15 protein-coding genes are annotated in these 14,299 nt (G+C 69.5%); 12 read left to right on the top strand and 3 right to left on the bottom strand.

The annotated features are described in order from the left end of the window. The first annotated feature begins 4 nt into the window (after window positions 1-4). Window positions 5-982 carry a complex I NDUFA9 subunit family protein gene (locus CDO44_RS24835; RefSeq protein ID WP_198951439.1) on the top strand — a complete coding sequence of 326 codons (978 nt, stop codon included), beginning with the start codon at window positions 5-7 and terminating at the stop codon, window positions 980-982. Next, window positions 969-2,129 (top strand): CCA tRNA nucleotidyltransferase, encoded by a 1,161-nt coding sequence (locus tag CDO44_RS24830; protein WP_087782906.1) that lies wholly within the window; start codon window positions 969-971, stop codon window positions 2,127-2,129. The genes CDO44_RS24835 and CDO44_RS24830 overlap by 14 nt, the downstream gene beginning before the upstream one ends. Before the next feature lie 8 nt (window positions 2,130-2,137). Here the strand turns inward: CDO44_RS24830 and CDO44_RS24825 are convergent, their stop codons facing one another. Continuing rightward, entirely contained in the window at window positions 2,138-3,025 is an 888-nt protein-coding gene (locus CDO44_RS24825; RefSeq protein WP_087782905.1) for a LysR family transcriptional regulator, read from the bottom strand. A 101-nt stretch (window positions 3,026-3,126) separates the two neighbouring features. Between CDO44_RS24825 and CDO44_RS24820 the strand changes: the two genes are divergently transcribed. Genes CDO44_RS24820 through CDO44_RS24810 form a run of 3 tightly spaced genes read left to right on the top strand, consistent with a single transcriptional unit; the run spans window position 3,127 to window position 6,296 of the window. After that, window positions 3,127-4,128: a Bug family tripartite tricarboxylate transporter substrate binding protein gene (locus CDO44_RS24820; RefSeq protein ID WP_369824714.1), complete on the top strand. Its 1,002-nt coding sequence runs from the start codon at window positions 3,127-3,129 to the stop codon at window positions 4,126-4,128. Next, a complete protein-coding gene (locus tag CDO44_RS24815; RefSeq protein WP_233146337.1) occupies window positions 4,128-5,390 on the top strand; it encodes a CaiB/BaiF CoA-transferase family protein in 1,263 nt (420 codons plus the stop codon). Before CDO44_RS24820 ends, CDO44_RS24815 begins: the two co-directional genes overlap by 1 nt. Window positions 5,391-5,393: 3 nt before the next feature. Next, a complete protein-coding gene (locus CDO44_RS24810; RefSeq protein ID WP_087782903.1) occupies window positions 5,394-6,296 on the top strand; it encodes a CoA ester lyase in 903 nt (300 codons plus the stop codon). Here the strand turns inward: CDO44_RS24810 and CDO44_RS24805 are convergent. After that, window positions 6,265-7,422 carry a class I SAM-dependent methyltransferase gene (locus CDO44_RS24805; protein ID WP_087782902.1) on the bottom strand — a complete coding sequence of 386 codons (1,158 nt, stop codon included), beginning with the start codon at window positions 7,420-7,422 and terminating at the stop codon, window positions 6,265-6,267. The genes CDO44_RS24810 and CDO44_RS24805 overlap by 32 nt on opposite strands. A 101-nt stretch (window positions 7,423-7,523) precedes the next feature. Here CDO44_RS24805 and CDO44_RS24800 point away from each other — a divergent pair, with 101 nt between their 5' ends. The 7 genes from CDO44_RS24800 to CDO44_RS24770 all read left to right on the top strand — a co-directional run bounded on the left by CDO44_RS24800 (window position 7,524) and on the right by CDO44_RS24770 (window position 13,298). Then, entirely contained in the window at window positions 7,524-8,342 is an 819-nt protein-coding gene (locus CDO44_RS24800; RefSeq protein ID WP_087782901.1) for an SDR family oxidoreductase, read from the top strand. A gap of 8 nt (window positions 8,343-8,350) precedes the next feature. Then, the gene (gene folB, locus CDO44_RS24795; RefSeq protein ID WP_087782900.1) at window positions 8,351-8,716 is read left to right on the top strand and encodes a dihydroneopterin aldolase; all 366 of its coding nucleotides are present in this window, start codon (window positions 8,351-8,353) and stop codon (window positions 8,714-8,716) included. A 12-nt stretch (window positions 8,717-8,728) separates the two neighbouring features. Next, window positions 8,729-9,700 (top strand): tRNA 2-thiocytidine(32) synthetase TtcA, encoded by a 972-nt coding sequence (ttcA, locus tag CDO44_RS24790; protein ID WP_087782899.1) that lies wholly within the window; start codon window positions 8,729-8,731, stop codon window positions 9,698-9,700. Then, window positions 9,697-10,452, top strand: coding sequence for an ABC transporter ATP-binding protein (locus CDO44_RS24785; protein WP_087782898.1), 756 nt, complete (start codon window positions 9,697-9,699; stop codon window positions 10,450-10,452). Before ttcA ends, CDO44_RS24785 begins: the two co-directional genes overlap by 4 nt. 37 nt (window positions 10,453-10,489) lie before the next feature. Then, on the top strand, window positions 10,490-11,257 hold the full coding sequence (locus tag CDO44_RS24780; protein WP_233146336.1) for an ABC transporter permease: 768 nt from the start codon (window positions 10,490-10,492) through the stop codon (window positions 11,255-11,257). Between the two features lie 106 nt (window positions 11,258-11,363). Next, window positions 11,364-12,368 (top strand): ABC transporter substrate-binding protein, encoded by a 1,005-nt coding sequence (locus CDO44_RS24775; RefSeq protein ID WP_087782896.1) that lies wholly within the window; start codon window positions 11,364-11,366, stop codon window positions 12,366-12,368. 30 nt (window positions 12,369-12,398) lie between these two features. Beyond that, complete coding sequence (locus tag CDO44_RS24770) at window positions 12,399-13,298, top strand: LysR family transcriptional regulator (RefSeq protein WP_087782895.1); 900 nt, start codon at window positions 12,399-12,401, stop codon at window positions 13,296-13,298. A 19-nt stretch (window positions 13,299-13,317) separates the two neighbouring features. On the opposite strand, the gene CDO44_RS24765 is transcribed toward CDO44_RS24770, so the two are convergent. Further along, a complete protein-coding gene (locus tag CDO44_RS24765; RefSeq protein WP_087782894.1) occupies window positions 13,318-14,295 on the bottom strand; it encodes a tripartite tricarboxylate transporter substrate binding protein in 978 nt (325 codons plus the stop codon). Window positions 14,296-14,299: the final 4 nt, after the last annotated feature.

Below are 14,299 nucleotides of genomic sequence, written 5' to 3'. Positions count from 1 at the left end.
CGCCATGACCATGATCTACCCGCGCATACTCGTGCTAGGCGGTTCGGGCTTCATAGGCAGCCACCTGGTGGCGCGTCTTGCAGCCCAGGGCCGCAAGCTGCTGGTTCCCACCCGCCGCTACATGAACGCCCGCCACCTGCTGCCGCTGCCCACGGTGGACATCGTCCTGGCCGACCTGTTCGACGATGCCGCGCTCGCGCGCCTGGTAAGGGGACAGGATGCGGTCATCAACCTTATCGGCGTGCTGCACGGGGACCGGGGCACCCCGTATGGAAAGACTTTCCGCAAGCTGCACGTCGATCTCCCCGAGCGCATCGCGCGCGCCTGCGTGGCCCAGGGCGTCACGCGGCTCATCCACATGAGCGCGCTGGGCGCCGACTCGCACGGCGCCAGCATGTACCAGCGCTCCAAGGGCGACGGCGAAGCCGCCGTCCGGCGTGTATTCGATGCCTGGCCCGACGGTGCGCTGACGGTTTTCCGGCCATCGGTGGTGTTCGGTCCGGACGATCGCTTCCTCAATACCTTCGCGTCGCTGGCCCGCTGCTTCCCGGTGCTGCCGGTGGCGGGCAGCTCCTCGCGCCTGCAACCCATCTACGTCGGTGACGTCACGGAGGCCATGGCCAACGCGCTCGACGACCACCGGACCTACGGCAAGACCTATCCCATAGCCGGTCCGCAGGCCTATACGCTGCGCGAGCTGATCGAAAAAGCCGCCGCCTGGAGCGGCCATCCCCGCCGCGTGCTGCCGCTCCCCATGGGGCTGGGCAAGCTGCAGGCGGCCGGCATGGAAATGCTGCCGGGCGAACCGTTGATCTCGCGCGACAACCTCGACTCGCTGCAGCGGGACAACGTGCTCGAGACGCCGCTGGCGCCCGAGCTGGGCGTCCATCCCGCGTCGCTGGAAGCGCTTGCGCCCGACTACCTGGGGCGGAAAGAACACACCCGCTTCGACCTCTTCCGCATGCGCCATGGCCGGCGCTGACCGCGCGCCTGCGCTTCCCGGCGGGCCGCGGCCCGCGGGCGAGGCGGACCCCGCCACCGAGGGCCTCGCGGTCTTCGTCGTGGGCGGCGCCGTGCGCGATGCGCTGCTCGGACTGCCAGCGGGCGATCGCGACTGGGTGGTGGTCGGCGCCACGCCTGAACAGATGTCGGAACGTGGTTTCGTGCCCGTCGGCGGCGACTTCCCCGTATTCCTGCATCCCGTCACCCGCGAGGAATACGCGCTCGCCCGCACCGAGCGCAAGTCGGGCCGCGGCTACAAAGGGTTTACCTTCCATACCGGCCCCGACGTGACGCTCGAGGACGACCTCGGTCGGCGCGACCTCACCATCAACGCCATCGCCCAGGCGCCCGACGGTCGCCTGATCGATCCCTACGGAGGCGAGGCCGATCTGCGCGCCCGGCGCTTCCGGCACGTCGGGCCGGCCTTTGCCGAGGATCCCGTCCGCATCCTGCGGCTGGCGCGCTTCGCGGCGCGTTTCCATGACTTCGAGGTGGCGCCGGAGACCCTGGAACTGTGCCGCCGCATGGTCGCGGAAGGCGAGGTCGACGCCCTGGTGCCCGAACGCGTCTGGCGCGAGCTGTCGCGGGGATTGATGCAGGAGCGGCCTTCCCGCATGCTGCGGGTCCTGGCCGATACCGAGGCGCTGCCGCGCGTCGCGCCGGGACTGGCGATGGACGACGGCCTGCTTGCCGTGCTGGACCAGGCTGCGGACGCAGGCCTGCCGCTGGCCTCGCGCTACGCGCTGCTGTGCTCGGACAGCGCCGACCCGGCGGCGCTGGGCAAGCGCCTGCGGGCCTCGAACGACTGCAACGACATGGCGCGCCTGCTGCAGCGGGTCCTGGCCGACCTGCCGGGCGTTGGCCGGGATCCTGTGCGCGTGCTGGCCCTGCTGGAACATACGGATGCCCTGCGCAAGCCGGAGCGCTTCGACCAGCTGCTGGAAGCCGCGCGGCAGCGGATGCCGGTGGATGCGGCGCGGTGGGCGGCATGGCGCGACACGGTCAAGGCGGTGGACGCCGGCGCCGTCGCCGCCCGGTACGCCGGCCAGCCTTCGGGCATACGCGAAGCGGTTCGGGCGGCCCGGCTGGCCGCCCTGGCGCCGGCGGTAAAGACGGACGGGGCCTGACGCCCGGCCTAGGCGCCGCCGTCCTTGGCCCTGGCCGCCACCTGCTCGAACACCGCCCTCAACACGCCCAGCGCCGGCTTGTCGACGTCCGCGCGGCGGCAGACGAAGGCGATCTGGCGCCGCGGCCCGTTCCGCCCCAATGGCAGTTCGCGGAAGCGATAGGCCTTGCGCAACGGATCGTAGGGCTGCGGAATGATGGAGACCCCCAGCCCCGCCGAGACCATCGCGATGATGGCGTGGCTGGACAGCAGATCGATGCGGCTTTTCATGCGCGGATGCAGGCGGCGCACGTATTGCGCGGCTATACGGCCGCCGGTGGAGGTCTTGTCGAAGCGTATCCAGTCGTGGCCGCGCAGCAACTGCTCGACCGTGTCGCCCCGCGCGTCCGGCGGCGCTACCAGCACCATGGTCTCGTGCATCAGCGTCTGCCAGTAGAGCCGGCTCGATCCGCCCGACTGCGGCTTGACCAGCACCGCGGCGTCGATCGCGCCATCCCGCAATTCGCCCAGCAGGCGCTCGGACCGGCCCCGGGCCAGGTGCACGTCCAGTTCGGGATAGTCCGATTGCAGCGCCTTCATCGCCATGGGCAGCAGCGTGGCCTGGATCGAGTCGATGGTGCCCAGCGTCACCTTGCCCGACACGCGGGTCTGGCGCCGCGCGCGCAGCGCTTCGAGCGATTCGAGCGTCCCCTGGACCAGCGCCGCCAGCTCGTGGGCGAACGGCGTGGGCCGGGCCTGGCGCGCCGCCCTGTCGAACAGGGGCTGGCCGAAATGCTGCTCAAGGTACTTGATGTGCTGGCTGACCGCGCCCGGGGTCAGGCTCACCTCCTCGGCCGCGGCCGCGAAAGTGCCCCGCCGCAGGACGGCGCAAAGGGTTTGCAGGAATTCCAGTTTCATTAGATTTCCTAAACTCTCGTATCACGAAAAATCGCTTTTCGTAGTTTATCGAGTGTCTAGAATCCGTCGGATAACCATGACAGGAGACATTCGTGAATACCTTGCCGCCCGCCCCTGCCTTGCCGCTCTTCCGTCCCGGCCGCCGCGCCGTCTGCGTGGCCGCGATACTGGCCTGCGCCGGACCGGCGCAAGTCCTGGCCCTGGAAGCCTTTCCCTCCCGCCCGGTCACGCTGATCGTGCCCAACCCGCCCGGCGGCTCCAACGACGTGTTCGCCCGAGCGATCGGCAAGCGCCTGGGCGACGCGCTGGGCCAGCCCGTGGTGGTGGACAACAAGGCCGGCGCGGGCGGCAGCGTGGGCGCGGGGCTGGCGGCGCGCGCCCAGCCGGACGGCTACACGCTGCTGTTCGTGTCGTCCACCTACACCACCAACGCGGCCATCCACACCAACCTGCCGTTCGATTCGGTGCATGCGTTCGCACCGGTCGCCATGGTCGCCAAGGGTCCGATGATCCTGACGGTGAACAACGACCTGCCCGTCAAGACGCCTCAGGATCTGCTCGCGCTGGCGAAAAGCCAGCCGGACAAGCTGAACTACGCCAGTTCGGGCGTGGGCAGCATCAATCACTTCGCCACTCACCAGTACGCGCAGGTCGCGGGCGTACAGATGGCGCATGTACCGTACAAGGGCATGGCGCCGGCCATCAACGACTTGATCGGCGGACACATCCAGGTGCTGATCGCCAGCGGCCCGTCCATCCTGCCCACCGTCAAGGCAGGCAAAGTGCGCGCGCTGGGCGTGACCAGCGCCACGCCCTCCGCTGTCGCGCCGGGGCTGGCGCCGCTGGCGGCCAACGGCGCGCCCGGCTACGAGTCGGGCCTGTGGTGGGGCATCCTGGCGCCCGCCGGCACGCCCGCGCCCGTCGTGGCTCGCCTGAACACCGAGATCAACCGTATCCTGGGACAGGACGAGATCAAGGACCTGCTGCTGCGCGAAGGCGCGGAACCCGACCCCAAGACCCCGGACGCATTCGGCGCCCAGTTGCGGGGCGACATCGAGCAATGGCGGCGCATCGCCCGGCAGGCGAACATCAAGGCGGACTGATGGCATCGTTGAAGCAACGCGGTTACGAATCGGGCGCGGGCGGCCCGCTGGCGGGCGTCCGCATCCTGGACCTGTCGCGGCTGGTGGCGGGCAATACGCTCACCCAGGTGCTGGCGGACTTCGGCGCCGACGTGGTCAAGGTGGAAAGCCCGGACGGCGACACGCTGCGCGCCTGGCGCACCCAGGACGTGGACACCAACTGGAAGCTGTACGCGCGCAACAAGAAAAGCCTGGGCCTGGACCTGCGCCAGCCGGCGGCGCGCGAGCTGCTGCTGGAGCTGGCGGCGTCGGCCGCGGTGCTGGTCGAGAGCTTCAAGCCGGGCGTACTGGAGGCCATGGGGCTCGCGCCCGACGTGCTGCTGGCACGCAATCCGCGCCTGGTCGTGGTGCGCATCTCGGGCTGGGGCCAGACCGGGCCGTATCGCGGCCGGCCCGGCTTCGGCACGCTGGTCGAAGGCATCTCGGGGTTCGCGGCGATGAACGGCTTCGCCGACCGCGAACCGGTGCTGCCGCCCATGTACCTGGCCGACACGGTGGCCGGGCTGTACGGCGCGGCGGGACTGCTGATCGCGTTGCGCGAGGTCGAGGTCAACGGCGGGCGCGGACAAGTGATCGACCTGCCCCTGCTCGATCCCCTGTTCGCGGTCCTGGGTCCGCAGGCGGCCAATTACCGCCTGACGGGACGCGTCAAGCCGCGTACCGGCAGCCGCTCCACCAACTCGGGGCCGCGCAACGCGTATCGCTGCAAGGACGGTCTCTATGTGGGCCTGTCGGCCTCCACGCAGAAGATGGCAGAGCGCCTGTTCGTGTCCATCGGCCGGCCCGACCTCGTCGAAGATCCCCGCTACCGCACCAATGCCGGCCGCGTGCGCCACGCCGAAGAGCTCGACGCCATCATCGGCGCCTTCATCGCGCAGCGCACGCAGGCCGAGAACGTCCGCTTCTTCGAAGAAGCGCAGGTCACCATCGGCCCCATCTACGACATCTCGCAGATCGTGGACGATCCACACTTCATCGACCGCGAGATCCTCGCCGACTACCCCGACCCGGACATGGGGTCGTTTCCCATGCATCACGTGGTGCCGCGCATGAGCGGCACGCCCGGCGCGATCCGCGCTCCCGCGCCGGCCATCGGCCAGCACAACCGCGAAGTGCTCGCCGCGCTGGGCGTGGACGACCAGCGCTATCGTGCGCTGCTGCAGGAAGGCGCCGTGCACCAGGCAGGGGCAGGCCCCCGGCCCGGCCCATCCGCCAAGGAATGACGCATGCGCAGCAAGCTTTTCGTACCGGGCTCCCGGCCCGAGCTATTCGCCAAGGCGCTGGCCAGCGACGCCGACGCGCTCTCGTTCGACCTGGAAGACGCCGTGCCGCAGGCGCGCAAGCACGAAGCGCGCGACGCCGTCGCCGGATTCCTCGCATCGCGGGCAGGCGGCGACGGCAAGCTCATGGTCGTGCGCGTCAACGCCTGGGAGACGCCGCATTTCGGCGCCGACCTGGATGCGGTGGCGCAGCCCGCCCTGGATCTGCTCAACCTGCCCAAGGCCGAATCGCCCCGCGCCATTCAGGCCGCCGCCCGGCAGTTGGATAGACTCGAGCGGGAGCGGGGCATCGTCCGGCCGATAGGCATTCTGGTCAATATCGAAACGCCCGAGGCGCTGGCGTGCGCCGCGGAACTGGCCGGCGCCCATCCGCGCGTGGCCGGCCTTCAGGTCGGGCTGGGCGATCTTTTCGAGGACCTGGGCGTGGACCGCCGCGATGCCGCCGCCGTCCACCACGTCCTCCTGTCCATACGGCTGGCCGCCGGCCGCGCGGGCGTGTGGGCGTGCGACGGCGCCTATGCCGACCTCGCGGATCGCGAGGGTTTCCTGGCCGAAGCGCGAATGGCCAGGCGGCTCGGCTACGTGGGCAAGAGCTGCATCCATCCCAGCCAGGTGGCCGCGGCCAACGACACGTTTCGCCCCACCGACGACGAGATCCGGCACGCGGCACGGGTGCTGCAGGCGGAACGGGAAGCAGCACGAGCCGGCCGGGGCGCCTTCACCGTGGACGACCGCATGGTGGACGCGCCCTTCATCCGCCGCGCCGGCGCCGTCATGGAGACGGCCCGCCGCCTGGGCCTGGCCGACGATGATGACCCTACAGCGAGTGGCTCCGGTCCCCGCGGCTGAATCCGGTCAGCGGCTGCGCGATGCCGCGGCCGACGGCCAGCACCTTGAACAGCTCGCCCATCTCGGCCGGCGACAGCAGTTTCTGTACCGGCGCCACCGCGCGCGCGTAGGCCGGCGCATCGGCGGGGTCGAACCCGGCCAGCAGGTCCATCAGGCCGGCGTTCATCAGGAATCCGGCCTGGGAGGTGTAGCCGAGCACGTCCAGCCCGCCATCGACCGCGGCCTCCGCCATCGCGGTGAAGTCCACGTGCGCGGTGATGTCCTGCACACCCACGGCAATCAGCGGATCGGCGTGGGCGACGTGCCGCAGGTGGCACATCAGCGTGCCTTCCACGCGCTGCGGATGGTAGTACTCCCCGCGCACGAAGCCGTAGTCCACCAGTAGCGCCGCGCCGGCCTTCAGCCAACTTCCCATGCCGCGCATGAAGGCCTCGGCCTGCAGGTTGATTTCCGAGACGTAACCCGGCAGCGCCGGCATGCGGGCCGACACCGCGTCGGCCAGGTCCGGCGGGGCGGGCCGGTCTTCCCAGGCGAAGCCGCCTTCGCCCGCGAGCGCGACGCCGCGCTCCTGCAAGCCGGTCTCGGCCCAGCGGAACAGGCGCACCGGCATCGCGTCGAGCACTTCGTTGCCCACCACGCAGCCGGTGAACGACTCGGGCAGCGCATCGAGCCAGCGGACCCGGTCGCCATGGGCGGCCAGACGGCGGCGCTGTCGCTCGCGCAAGTCGGCCGAGACCTCGACGATGCGATAGGAAGCCCGCACGCCCGCCTCGTCGAGCGCCGCCAGCAGCCCTTCGGCCAGCGCGCCGGTGCCGGCGCCGAACTCCAGGATCTCGGTCCCGCCGCAGGCCTCCAGCACCTGCGCCACCTGGCGCGCGAGGGTGCGCGCGAAAAGGGGGGTCAGTTCAGGAGCGGTGACGAAATCGCCCGCGGGCGCGGCCCCGCCCGCCGCCAGCTTCTGGCTGCCGGCGGCGTAGTAGCCCAGGCCGGGGGCATACAGGGCCAGCGACATCCAGCGGTCGAACGGCAGCCAGCCGCCCGCCGCGCGGATTTCGTCGGCAATGTAACGGGCGACGCGCCGGGAATGCGCCTCGGAAACGGGATCCAGTTCGGGAAGATTCGTCATGAAACGGATTTTCCCACGTTCCGGGGCGCCGTCCGGGCTTGCGGCGGCCGGGCCTTGCTAAACTTGTGGTCTTTGCCGTTCGACCCGGATTTCGTGCCGCCATGAGCGAAACGAGCCCCAGCTCCTCCCGTCCCGTCGCGCTCGTCACCGGCGCCGCCCGGCGCATCGGCCGCGAGATCGCGCTCGCCCTGGCGCGCGCCGGCTGGAACGTGGCGGTGCACTATGCCACCTCGCGCGACGCCGCGCAGGAAACCTGCGCCATGCTGCACGGGCTGGGCGCCGAGGCCGAAAGCTTCGCCTGCGACCTCTCCGACCAGACCGCGCTGGCGGCCCTGGTGCCGGCCGTGACGGCCCGCTTCGGCCGCATCGACGCCGTGGTGAACAACGCCTCGACCTTCGAGTACGACGATGCGCGCACGTTCGACGCCGGCATGCTGCAGGCCCACATGCTGCCCAACCTCGTGGCGCCCGTGGTGCTGGCGCGCGAACTGGCCACGGCGGTCGCCGCCCGCGATCCGCAGGCGCGCGGGGTGGTGGTCAACCTGCTGGATCAGAAGCTCTGGAACTACAATCCCGACTTCTTTTCCTACACCCTGAGCAAGGCCGCGCTGGAAGCGGCCACGACCATGCTGGCGCAGGCGCTGGCGCCGGCCGTGCGGGTGGTGGGCGTGGCGCCGGGGTTGACGATGATCAGCCACCTGCAGACGCCGCAGCAATTCGCCCGCACCCACGCCATGGCGCCGCTGGGCCATGCCAGCCATCCCGAAGACGTTGCGCACGCGGTCCTGTTCGCGGTGCAGAACCGCTCGATCACCGGCACCACGGTGCTGGTGGACGGCGGCCAGCACCTGGTGGGATTCACGCGCGATTTCAGCATGATGAACCCGCCGGCGGACACCGCTCCCGCCGGCAATCCTTGAGCACAACCATGGGCACACGCCGCATTTTCTTCAACCGCCTGGCCGTCGATGCGCAGATAGGCATACTGGACCACGAGCGCGGCGCGACCCAGCCCCTGCACGTGGACGCCGAGATCGACCTCGAGGGCGTGGAAAAGCCGCAGCACGACGGCATCCAGGAGGTGCTCGACTACCGTCGGCTGCGCGAGTGCATCATCGACGAATGCACGCGCACCCACGTCAACCTGCTCGAAACCCTGTGCGACCGCCTGGCGGCCCGGCTGCTGGCGCAGTTCGCCGAGATCCGCGACGTGCGCCTGCGCGTGTCCAAGCCGCAGGCCTTCGCCGATTGCGCCGCCGTGGGCATCGAGGTCACGGCAAGCCGCGGCCATTGATGGAAGCATGACATGAACGCCATCGTATCCGCCGTCGCCAACGCCCCCGACGCGGGGCGGGCGCGGCTCAAGCTCGAGCGCGAGCGCAACAAGCTGGAAAAGCGCCTGATGCGCGAAGCCGGCCGGGCCATTGCCGATTTCAACATGATCGAGGCGGGCGACCGCGTGATGGTCTGCCTGTCGGGCGGCAAGGACTCCTACGGGATGCTGGACATCCTGCTCAAGCTGCGCGAGCGCGCGCCCATCGATTTCGACATCGTCGCCGTCAACCTCGACCAGAAGCAGCCGGGCTTTCCCGACGACGTGCTGCCGCGCTACCTGAGCGAGCTCGGCGTGCCATTCCACATCGAGACCCAGGACACCTATTCCATCGTCACCCGCGTCATCCCCGAAGGCAAGACGATGTGCTCGCTCTGCTCGCGGCTGCGGCGCGGCATCCTGTACCGCGTCGCCGACGAGCTGAAGGCCACCAAGATCGCGCTCGGCCATCATCGGGACGACATCCTCGCCACTTTCTTCCTCAACATGTTCTATGGCGGGCAGTTGAAGAGCATGCCGCCCAAGCTGGTGTCGGACGACGGCCGCCATACCGTCATCCGGCCGCTCGCCTACGTCAAGGAAGACGATCTCGTCGCCTATGCCGAGTGGAAGGCTTTCCCTATCATCCCGTGCAACCTGTGCGGATCGCAGGAAAACCTCAAGCGCAAGGAAGCCGGCCGCCTGATCGACGAGTGGGAGCGCGCCTTCCCCGGGCGGATCGAGAACATCTTCAACGCCCTGTCGCGCGTCACGCCCTCGCACCTGCTCGATCGCGAACTGTTCGATTTCGCGAACCTCAAGCCCACGGGCGTGCCCGACCCCGGTGGCGACGTCGCGTTCGACCACGTCGATCCGCAGCCTTCTTCCTCCGGCTGCAACGACGACGCGGATGGGGACCTCTCGGAACAGACGGTGCGCTTCTTCCGCGCCGGCCCGGGCCGTTGAACGGCCCGCCCGTCCTGGAGGCGCAAGGCATCGCCCGCCGTTTTCCCAACGGCGTGGAAGCCCTGTCGCCGCTCGACCTCGCCGTGCGTCCCGGGGAATTCGTCACCCTGCTGGGCCCATCCGGCTGCGGCAAGACGACCTTGCTGCGCATCTTCGCCGGGCTGGATGCTCCCACGTCGGGCACCCTGCGGCGGCATGCGGACGTGGACGAGCTGTCCTACGTGTTCCAGGACGCCACGCTGATGCCATGGGCCTCCGTGGCCACGAACGTGCGGCTGCCGCTGGACCTCGAGCGCGGGGATCGCAGGCAAGGCATGGAGGCGCGCCGGGACAAGGTCCGGCGCGCGCTCGAGCGCGTGGGCCTGGCCGATTTCGCGCACGCTCTTCCGCGCGAGCTCTCGGGCGGCATGCGCATGCGCGTGTCCATCGCGCGGGCGCTGGTGACCGAGCCCAGGCTGCTGCTGATGGACGAGCCGTTCGGCGCGCTCGACGACATCACCCGCCAGCACCTGGACGATGAACTGCTGGGCCTGGCGGCGACGCAGGACCTGACGGTGGTCTTCGTGACCCACAGCATCTTCGAGGCGGTATATCTATCGGACCGCGTCATCGTCATGTCCCGCCGGCCCGGCCGCATCGTCGCCGACATCCCGATCGAAGCCCCCAGCCGCGATGCCGCCTTCCGCGTCTCGCCCGGGTTCGCGATGCAGGCCGCACGGTTGCAGGCCGCGCTGCTGGAGGGCCAGCGATGAGGCCCGCACCGCTCCTGGCGCCTCCTGGAGGCTGGGCATGAACGCCGGACTGCGCCTGGGCGCACCCGTGCTGGTCGCGCTCGTCGTGATCGCGCTCTGGCACGGATTGGTGCGCGCCTTCGACGTCCCTGTCTACCTGGTGCCCTCGCCCCTGGACGTGGCCCATACCCTGGTCCAGGACTGGGACCTGCTGGCCGGATCGCTGTGGATCACGCTCAAGATCACCGGCCTGGCCCTGCTCGCGGCCACCGTGCTGGGCGTGCTGCTGGCCTTTCTCTTCGTGCAGAGCCGCGTCATCGAGGCCAGCCTCTTCCCCTACGCGGTGCTGCTGCAGGTGACCCCCATCGTCGCCATCGCGCCGCTCATCATCATCTGGGTCAAGAACACCCTGGCGGCCCTGACCCTCTGCGCCACCATCGTCGCCATCTTCCCCATCATCAGCAACACGGTGCTGGGCCTGCGCAGCATCGACCCGGGCCTGCTGGACTTCTTCCGCCTCAAGCGCGCCAGCCGCTGGCAGATCCTCTGGCGCCTGCGCCTGCCCTCCGCCCTGCCCGCCTTCTTCGGCGGCCTGCGGATCGCCTGCGGCCTGGCCCTCATCGGCGCCGTCGTGGCCGAATTCGTCGCCGGCACCGGCGGCTCGCAAACCGGCCTCGCCTACCAGATTCTGCAGGCGGGCTACCAGATCAACATCCCGCGCCTGTTCGCGGCGCTGCTGCTGATCACCATCGCCGGGGTCATCCTATTCGCGGCAATGACGCTGCTCTCGCGCCTGGTACTTGCCCGCTGGCACGAGGTGAATTGACCCACCGCTCGCCCGAGCAGTGGCATGACGGCGCACCGTATGGCGAGATACCGCCGCCGTCGGTACCATGGCACCCATTGCCGTTTCTTTCCCCGGAGCACGCACGATGCGTAACGCCCCTTCACTGACCCGGTCGCTGCTGGCCGGCGCCGCCCTGGCGCTGGGCCTGGCCGGACACGCTCACGCACAAACCCCAGGCGCCCCGACCAAACTCGTCTTCGGCTCCAACTGGTACGCCCAGGCCGAACACGGCGGCTTCTACCAGGCCGTGGCGGAAGGCATCTACAAGAAGCACGGACTGGACGTCACCATCAAGATGGGCGGCCCCCAGATCAACGTCCTGCAGCTGCTGCTGGCCGGCCAATACGACATCGCCATGGGCGACGACCTGCAAACCTACAAGGGCGTCGAACAGGGCCTGCCGCTCGTCACAGTGGCCACCACCTTCCAGCAGTCCCCCACCGTCCTCGTCTCCCACCCCGGCCCCAAGACCCTGGCGGACCTCAAGGGCAAGACCCTCTACATCGGCCAGGCCAGCGAAACCACCTACTGGCCCTGGCTCAAGACCAAGTACGGCTTCACCGAGGCCCAGAAAAAGCCCTACACCTTCTCGGTGCAGCCCTTCCTGGTGGACAAGAATTCCGCCGTCCAGGGCTACCTGGCTTCCGAGCCCTACACCATCGAGACCCAGGGTGGCTTCAAGCCCACGGTCTTCCTGCTGGGCGCCTACGGCTATCCGCCCTACGCGCAGACCATCGTCGCCACCAAGTCCGGACTGGCCGCAAAGAAAGACGCCATCCGGCGCTTCGTCGAGGCCAGCGCCGAAGGCTGGAAGAGCTACCTGAAAAATCCCGCGCCAGGCAACGCGCTCATCCTCAAGGACAATCCGCAGATGACCCGTGCGCTGCTGAACTACGGTGTCGAGGCCCTGCGCGACGCCAGGCTGGTCGACGGCGGCGACGCGCGCACGCGAGGCCTGCTGACCATGACGGACTCGCGCTGGAAGAAGACCTACGACTTCATGGTGCGGGAAAAGCTGCTCAGCCCCAAGGTCGATTACCGCTCGGCATTTACCACCGAGATCGTCGACCAGGTCCGCGTGCTGCCCTGACCCGGCGCGGTCTTGCGAGGCGGATCCGCCATGCATAGCGACGAGCTCGACTGCTTCTACCAGGTCGCCCAGTGCGGCGGCATACGCAAGGCTTCGGAGCGGCTGGACCTCGCGCCGTCGGTCGTGAGCCGGCAGATCGGGCGCCTGGAGGCGGAGCTGCAGATCAAGCTGTTCGACCGCAACAGCCGCAACATGACGCTGACGCCCGCGGGCAAGGTCTACCTGAACTACGTCGAGAGCCTGCGCCAGAGCCGCAAGCTGGTGCTCGAGGAACTGGATGCGCTCAAGGGTCTGCGCACCGGTCACGTGAAACTGCGCACGATAGAGGGCTATGCGGCCGAACTGGCGGCCTCCAGCATCGCGACCTTCCGGCGGCAATACCCGGGCATCACCTTCGAGCTCGCCATGGACGGCAGCGACCAGATCATGGCGGCCATCGAGGCGGGGCGCGCGGACATCGGCATCGCGCTGTCGCCGCGCGCGGCCAGCGCGGTCGAATGCGCCGTCCGCCTGCCGGCGCCGCTATGCGCCGTGGTATGGCCAGGCCATCCCCTGGCCGGACGGACCTCGGTATCGCTGGCCGAGCTGCTGGCGTATCCGCTGGCGCTGCCGCCGCCGGACACGGGCATCCGCCACCTGCTGGACGCGGTCGCCCGCATCGACAAGCTGGAACTGGCGCCGGCCCTGGTTACGAGTTCGATCGCTGCGATGCAGGCGTTCGTGCGCGACGAAGGGGGCGTCGCGATCCTCCTGGGCGTGTCCCTGCACCGGCAAGGTCCGGGCGCCCAGGTGGTGGGCGTGCCCCTGTCCGACCCGCTGCTGGGCAGGACCGCGCTCGAGATCTGCGTGCTGGGCAGACGCCGCCTGACACCGGCGGTCAACGCCTTTCTGCGCCATCTGCGCGGCCAGGTCGGCGATCCCGTGCGCTGAAGGCGTCTTTTCCGCGGCGCTAGTCCAGCGTCACGCCAGCCCGCTTGATGAACCCTCGCCACTTCTCGGTGTCCTTGCGCACGAACTCCGCCAGCTCTTCCGGCGAGCTCGTGGCCAGCTCGGCGCCCTGCTCCGACAACCGGCGCATCACCTCCGGCGACTGCAGGCTGGCCACCACCGTGTCGTGCAAGACCTTGACCACGGGTTGCGGGATGCCGGCGGGGCCCATGACCGCATACCACAGCGAAGCGTCGAAGCCGGTCAGTCCCGCCTCGGCCAGTGTCGGCAGCTCGGGCAGCACCGCCGAGCGCCGGGGCGTGGTCACGCCTATGGCCCGCAAGGCGCCGCTGCGTATGTGCGGCAGCATGGTGGGCAGGCTCTCGAACGCCATCTGCACGCGCCCCGCGAGCAGGTCGACGACGGCGGGCGCCGTTCCCTTGTAGGGCACGTGCGCCGTCTGCACGCCCGCCAGCTGGTTGAACATCACGCCGGAGAGGTGCTGGATGGAACCGGCGCCCACCGACGAATAGTTCAGCTTGTTCGGATTGGCCTTGGCGTAGGCGATCAATGCCTTCAGGTCGGCCGCCGGCACGCTGGGATGCACCACCAGCACGTTGGCCACGGTCGCCACCAGCGTGATGGGCGTGAAGTCCTTGACCGGGTCGTAGGGCAGCTTGCTGTAGATGGCCGGAGCGGTGGCATGGGTGGCGGCGCTGGCCAGCGTCAGGGTGTAGCCGTCGGGCGCGGCGCGCGCCACCTGGGCAGTGCCTATGGTGCCGGTGGCGCCGGGGCGGTTCTCCACGACTACCGGCTGCCCGAGCCGGCTGGCCAATTGCTCGCCCAGCGCGCGCGACAGGATGTCGTTGCCGCCGCCGGCGGTCCAGGGCGAGATCCACTGTATGGGCCTGGCCGGATAGTTCTGGGCGCCCGCGCCTTGCCAGCCGAGCAGGCCCGCCGCGAGCAGGATGACGGCAGGCAGTTTCCTTGCATGGTTCATGATG

The sequence above is a fragment of the Pigmentiphaga sp. NML080357 genome (assembly GCF_002188465.1).
GTDB lineage: Bacteria > Pseudomonadota > Gammaproteobacteria > Burkholderiales > Burkholderiaceae_B > Pigmentiphaga.
Note: the sequence above shows the minus strand (reverse complement) of the source record. Positions and strands in the feature narration are given on the sequence as shown.

Bases quoted from the DNA above. Each gene is read 5' to 3' on its own strand.
- CDO44_RS24835 (WP_198951439.1), top strand. From the start codon at position 5: ATGACCATGATCTACCCGCGCATACTCGTGCTAGGCGGTTCGGGCTTC.
- CDO44_RS24830 (WP_087782906.1), top strand. From the start codon at position 969: ATGGCCGGCGCTGACCGCGCGCCTGCGCTTCCCGGCGGGCCGCGGCCC.
- CDO44_RS24825 (WP_087782905.1), bottom strand. From the start codon at position 3,025: ATGAAACTGGAATTCCTGCAAACCCTTTGCGCCGTCCTGCGGCGGGGC.
- CDO44_RS24815 (WP_233146337.1), top strand. From the start codon at position 4,128: ATGGCATCGTTGAAGCAACGCGGTTACGAATCGGGCGCGGGCGGCCCG.
- CDO44_RS24810 (WP_087782903.1), top strand. From the start codon at position 5,394: ATGCGCAGCAAGCTTTTCGTACCGGGCTCCCGGCCCGAGCTATTCGCC.
- CDO44_RS24805 (WP_087782902.1), bottom strand. From the start codon at position 7,422: ATGACGAATCTTCCCGAACTGGATCCCGTTTCCGAGGCGCATTCCCGG.
- CDO44_RS24800 (WP_087782901.1), top strand. From the start codon at position 7,524: ATGAGCGAAACGAGCCCCAGCTCCTCCCGTCCCGTCGCGCTCGTCACC.
- folB (WP_087782900.1), top strand. From the start codon at position 8,351: ATGGGCACACGCCGCATTTTCTTCAACCGCCTGGCCGTCGATGCGCAG.
- ttcA (WP_087782899.1), top strand. From the start codon at position 8,729: ATGAACGCCATCGTATCCGCCGTCGCCAACGCCCCCGACGCGGGGCGG.
- CDO44_RS24780 (WP_233146336.1), top strand. From the start codon at position 10,490: ATGAACGCCGGACTGCGCCTGGGCGCACCCGTGCTGGTCGCGCTCGTC.
- CDO44_RS24775 (WP_087782896.1), top strand. From the start codon at position 11,364: ATGCGTAACGCCCCTTCACTGACCCGGTCGCTGCTGGCCGGCGCCGCC.
- CDO44_RS24770 (WP_087782895.1), top strand. From the start codon at position 12,399: ATGCATAGCGACGAGCTCGACTGCTTCTACCAGGTCGCCCAGTGCGGC.
- CDO44_RS24765 (WP_087782894.1), bottom strand. From the start codon at position 14,295: ATGAACCATGCAAGGAAACTGCCTGCCGTCATCCTGCTCGCGGCGGGC.